Source organism: Escherichia sp. E14S1 (assembly GCF_004211995.1).
Lineage (GTDB): Bacteria > Pseudomonadota > Gammaproteobacteria > Enterobacterales > Enterobacteriaceae > Escherichia.
Genome location: NZ_RHJQ01000030.1, coordinates 39,122 through 42,541, shown reverse-complemented (window position 1 = coordinate 42,541; position 3,420 = coordinate 39,122). Strand labels below are relative to the sequence as shown.

The following is a 3,420-nucleotide window of genomic DNA, read 5'->3' as shown; positions in this document are numbered from 1 at the left end:
AAAGGCGTTTTGTGGAGTCCCGGCTATTTTGCCAGTAGCTGCGGATGTGCGCCAATATCCGTCATCCGCCAATACATTGAACAACAGCAAACACCTGGTTAGGTGGAAAACCGCGCCTTATATCCCCACCCTGAAGGACGGGGTTTTTATGGCGCACTGGATAAAACCACTAACGGAAACGCCTGATGACGCCCATTCTGAATCATTATTTTGCCCGCATTAACTGGTCGGGAGCTGCTGCGGTCAATATCGATACGCTTCGTGCATTACACCTGAAACACAATTGCACCATTCCATTTGAAAATCTTGATGTTCTGCTGCCGAGGGAAATGCAGCTTGATGATCAATCTCTGGAAGAGAAATTGGTGTTCGCCCGGCGTGGCGGTTATTGCTTTGAACAGAATGGCGTGTTTGAGCGGGTTTTACGCGAGCTGGGTTTTCATGTACGTAGTCTGTTAGGGCGCGTAGTGTTATCTAATCCACCATCATTACCGCCGCGCACGCACCGTTTGCTGTTGGTAGAACTGGAAGGTGAACAATGGATTGCCGACGTTGGTTTTGGTGGTCAGACGCTGACCGCGCCAATCCGTTTAGTGCCGGATATCGCGCAAACAACGCCACATGGCGAATATCGGCTGTTACAGGAAGGGGGCGACTGGGTGTTGCAGTTTAATCATCATCAGCACTGGCAGTCGATGTACCGTTTTGATCTCTGTGAGCAGCAACAAAGCGATTATGTGATGGGTAATTTCTGGTCGGCGCACTGGCCGCAATCGCATTTTCGCCATCATTTGTTAATGTGCCGCCATTTGCCGGACGGTGGCAAGCTGACGTTGACCAATTTTCATTTCACCCATTATGAAAATGGTCACGTAGCAGAGCAGCAGAATTTGCCAGATGCGGCATCGTTGTATGCCGTGATGCAGGAGCAGTTTGGACTGGGCGTGGATGATGCGAAACATGGGTTTACTGTGGATGAGCTGGCGCAGGTGATGGCAGCGTTTGATACGCATCCGGAAGCAGGGAAATAGTTTGTGCCGGATGCGGCGTAAACGCCTAATCCGGCGGTTGTAGGCCTGATAAGCGAAGCGCATCAGGCAATTTGTTTTTCTGCCGTATATGGCAACGGTTTTAAAGATCAATTGCCCACTCGGCATGAAATAAAATCACCGCTGTACCAGAAATAGTCACTTTCTCCGGCTGGTTATCGCGAATTGTCACCGTCACATCAATCACACCGTCACGCCCCAATGCGCGCCCCTGATGGCCTTTAACACGCAACACGTTGCCATCGTGGGGCAATACGTTGTGATGTACCAACCATGCACCCATAGGGCCATTGGCATTGCCAGTCACCGGATCTTCCACAATACCAATCGCAGGCGAGAACATGCGACCATCGGTTTCGTTTTTGCCAGGGCGGATCTGAAACGGGAAGAAACCATTGCAGCCAATCTGTTTGCTGATAGCGCTCAGCGCAGCAAGATCAGGCGAAAGGGCGTCGATATCCACTTCTGGTTTCAACGGGATCATCACTTTTGAGTGTCCTGTTGTTGCCACCTGAATTGGCAAGCCTGGCAGAATATCGTCTTCAGTGAGATGAAGCGCGTTGATAATCGCCGCACGTGTTTCACCTTCCAGCGGTGGCTCAAAGCCAGGAGAACCTTGTTCCAACGAAATACGATAATCATCGTTGTGCTTTTCGATAGTCACGCGGTGTTTTCCTGCCAGCGACGTTTGCCAGACCGTGCAATTTCCCAAACCTAATACCTTCGAACGAACATAATGTGCTGCCACGGTCGCGTGACCGCAAATCGGCACTTCAACCGTTGGCGTAAAGTAGCGAATGCGCACATCGCTGTCGTCACTGTGCAGCAGAAACGCAGTTTCCGAATGGCCTAACTCGCGGGCGATAAGTTGCATTTGCGCTTCACTGAGATTATCGGCAGGGAAAACAACACCGGCAGAATTGCCGCGAAACGGTTGAGAGGTAAAAGCATCGACGTGGTAAACCTGCGGTTTCATTAACGTTCTCCTGTGGCTGGAGAACTATCATAGCCTGCAACTGGCCGGAGAGCGAAGGGCTATCCGGCCAGGGTGATGATTATCGCCGCGAACGCACAATCTGATAGCGACGAGTAAAGTACTCAAACGGCGCGCTCCACACATGCACCAGTCGGGTGAACGGGAAGAGCAGGAAGATGGTCATTCCCAATACCAGATGAACGCGAAAGATATAAGCTACGCCATCAAGATGCGTCGATGCGCCGCCCTGGAAAGTGACAATGCTTTGCGCCCAGCCCACCAGCTTCATCATTTCACTGCCGTCCGGATGTTGTGCTGAAAAGGGAATGGTGGTTAACCCAAGAATGCACTGAATTAACAAAATGGCGAGGATCAGGATATCCGCACCAGAAGACGTCGCCCTGATACGCGGATTTGTTAAACGACGTACCAGCAGCCCCGCACCGCCAATCAACGTTAATACACCGCAAATACCACCGAGCACCATCGCCATCTGTTGTTTTACCGCCACCGGCAGAAACCACGCGTACATCCAGTGCGGCGTTAACATGCCAAACAGATGACCGAAGAAGATCCCCAGAATGCCGATATGGAACAAGTTCGACCACAGCACCATCCCGCGTTTATCCAGCATCTGGCTAGAGGCGGCGCGCCAGCTATACTGCCCGTAATCGTAGCGCAGCCAGCTTCCAAGGATAAAAACCGTGCCACACAAGTACGGGTAGATATCGTAAAAAAAGACGTTCAGATACTGAATCATTTCCCACCTCCCGCACTGATGTCGACATACTGTGGCGCGACATCCTGACTAAAGCGTCGCTGATATTGATTAAGCGGCGAGCTGTCACACGCCGTGGCGTTATCTTCAATAAACTTCACCTGTTCCTCTTCCCACACCGCATCCAGCGCCTGGCGGGTGTCATCGCGCTCTTCACTGCGAATCTGTTTAGTGACACTGTCACTTGAAAGTGTACTACCCGCCAGATGCAGTAGGGCGTCAAACAACGAATACCACGGTGCCTCGCGTTGTTTTAAACGTCCGCCAAGCAGGGCGAGGATCGGCGCAACGTTGAGTAACCCTTCTTTCGCCTGGTCGTCCGGCAGTACGCTTAAGTATTCTAGATACAGCGGCAGATAATCAGGCAGTTCCCGACAATCCAGTTGCAGACCGACCTTTTCATACTCCGCCAGCAGGTTCACCATTGCCTGGCCTCGATCGCGGGACTCGGCATGAACATGTTCGAACAGCAGCAGCGATGTGGTACGTCCACGGTCAAACACTTCGCACCATTCGGCCTGTTTATCCAGCAGCGGCGCGTTAAGCAGGTTACGGGTGAAATCCGTAAGCATCGGCGCATCGCGGCGGATCAACACCAGCACGTCCTCCTTGCTTTC

Annotated in this window: 5 protein-coding genes; 2 read left to right on the top strand and 3 right to left on the bottom strand. The window is 52.0% G+C overall.

Annotation, left to right across the window (positions count from 1 at the left end):
- Both D9734_RS21830 and nhoA read left to right on the top strand, forming a co-directional pair.
- The coding region (locus D9734_RS21830; RefSeq protein ID WP_205712827.1) for a transposase at positions 1-102 on the top strand (102 nt) is incomplete at its 5' end.
- Between the two features lie 83 nt (positions 103-185).
- Entirely contained in the window at positions 186-1,031 is an 846-nt protein-coding gene (gene nhoA / locus D9734_RS21825; RefSeq protein ID WP_130210519.1) for an N-hydroxyarylamine O-acetyltransferase, read from the top strand.
- Between the two features lie 100 nt (positions 1,032-1,131).
- Here the strand turns inward: nhoA and D9734_RS21820 are convergent, their stop codons facing one another.
- The 3 genes from D9734_RS21820 to narW form a co-directional block, all read right to left on the bottom strand.
- Positions 1,132-2,025, bottom strand: coding sequence for a PhzF family isomerase (locus tag D9734_RS21820; RefSeq protein WP_130210517.1), 894 nt, complete (start codon positions 2,023-2,025; stop codon positions 1,132-1,134).
- 79 nt (positions 2,026-2,104) lie between these two features.
- Positions 2,105-2,785 (bottom strand): respiratory nitrate reductase subunit gamma, encoded by a 681-nt coding sequence (narI, locus tag D9734_RS21815; RefSeq protein ID WP_130210515.1) that lies wholly within the window; start codon positions 2,783-2,785, stop codon positions 2,105-2,107.
- On the bottom strand, positions 2,782-3,420 hold a 639-nt coding region (gene narW, locus D9734_RS21810; RefSeq protein ID WP_130210521.1), incomplete at its 5' end, for a nitrate reductase molybdenum cofactor assembly chaperone. The genes narW and narI, both read right to left, overlap by 4 nt.

What these genes read in the sequence shown, in the direction of transcription:
- nhoA (WP_130210519.1), top strand. Translation starts at nt 186, where the DNA reads ATGACGCCCATTCTGAATCATTATTTTGCCCGCATTAACTGGTCGGGA.
- D9734_RS21820 (WP_130210517.1), bottom strand. Translation starts at nt 2,025, where the DNA reads ATGAAACCGCAGGTTTACCACGTCGATGCTTTTACCTCTCAACCGTTT.
- narI (WP_130210515.1), bottom strand. Translation starts at nt 2,785, where the DNA reads ATGATTCAGTATCTGAACGTCTTTTTTTACGATATCTACCCGTACTTG.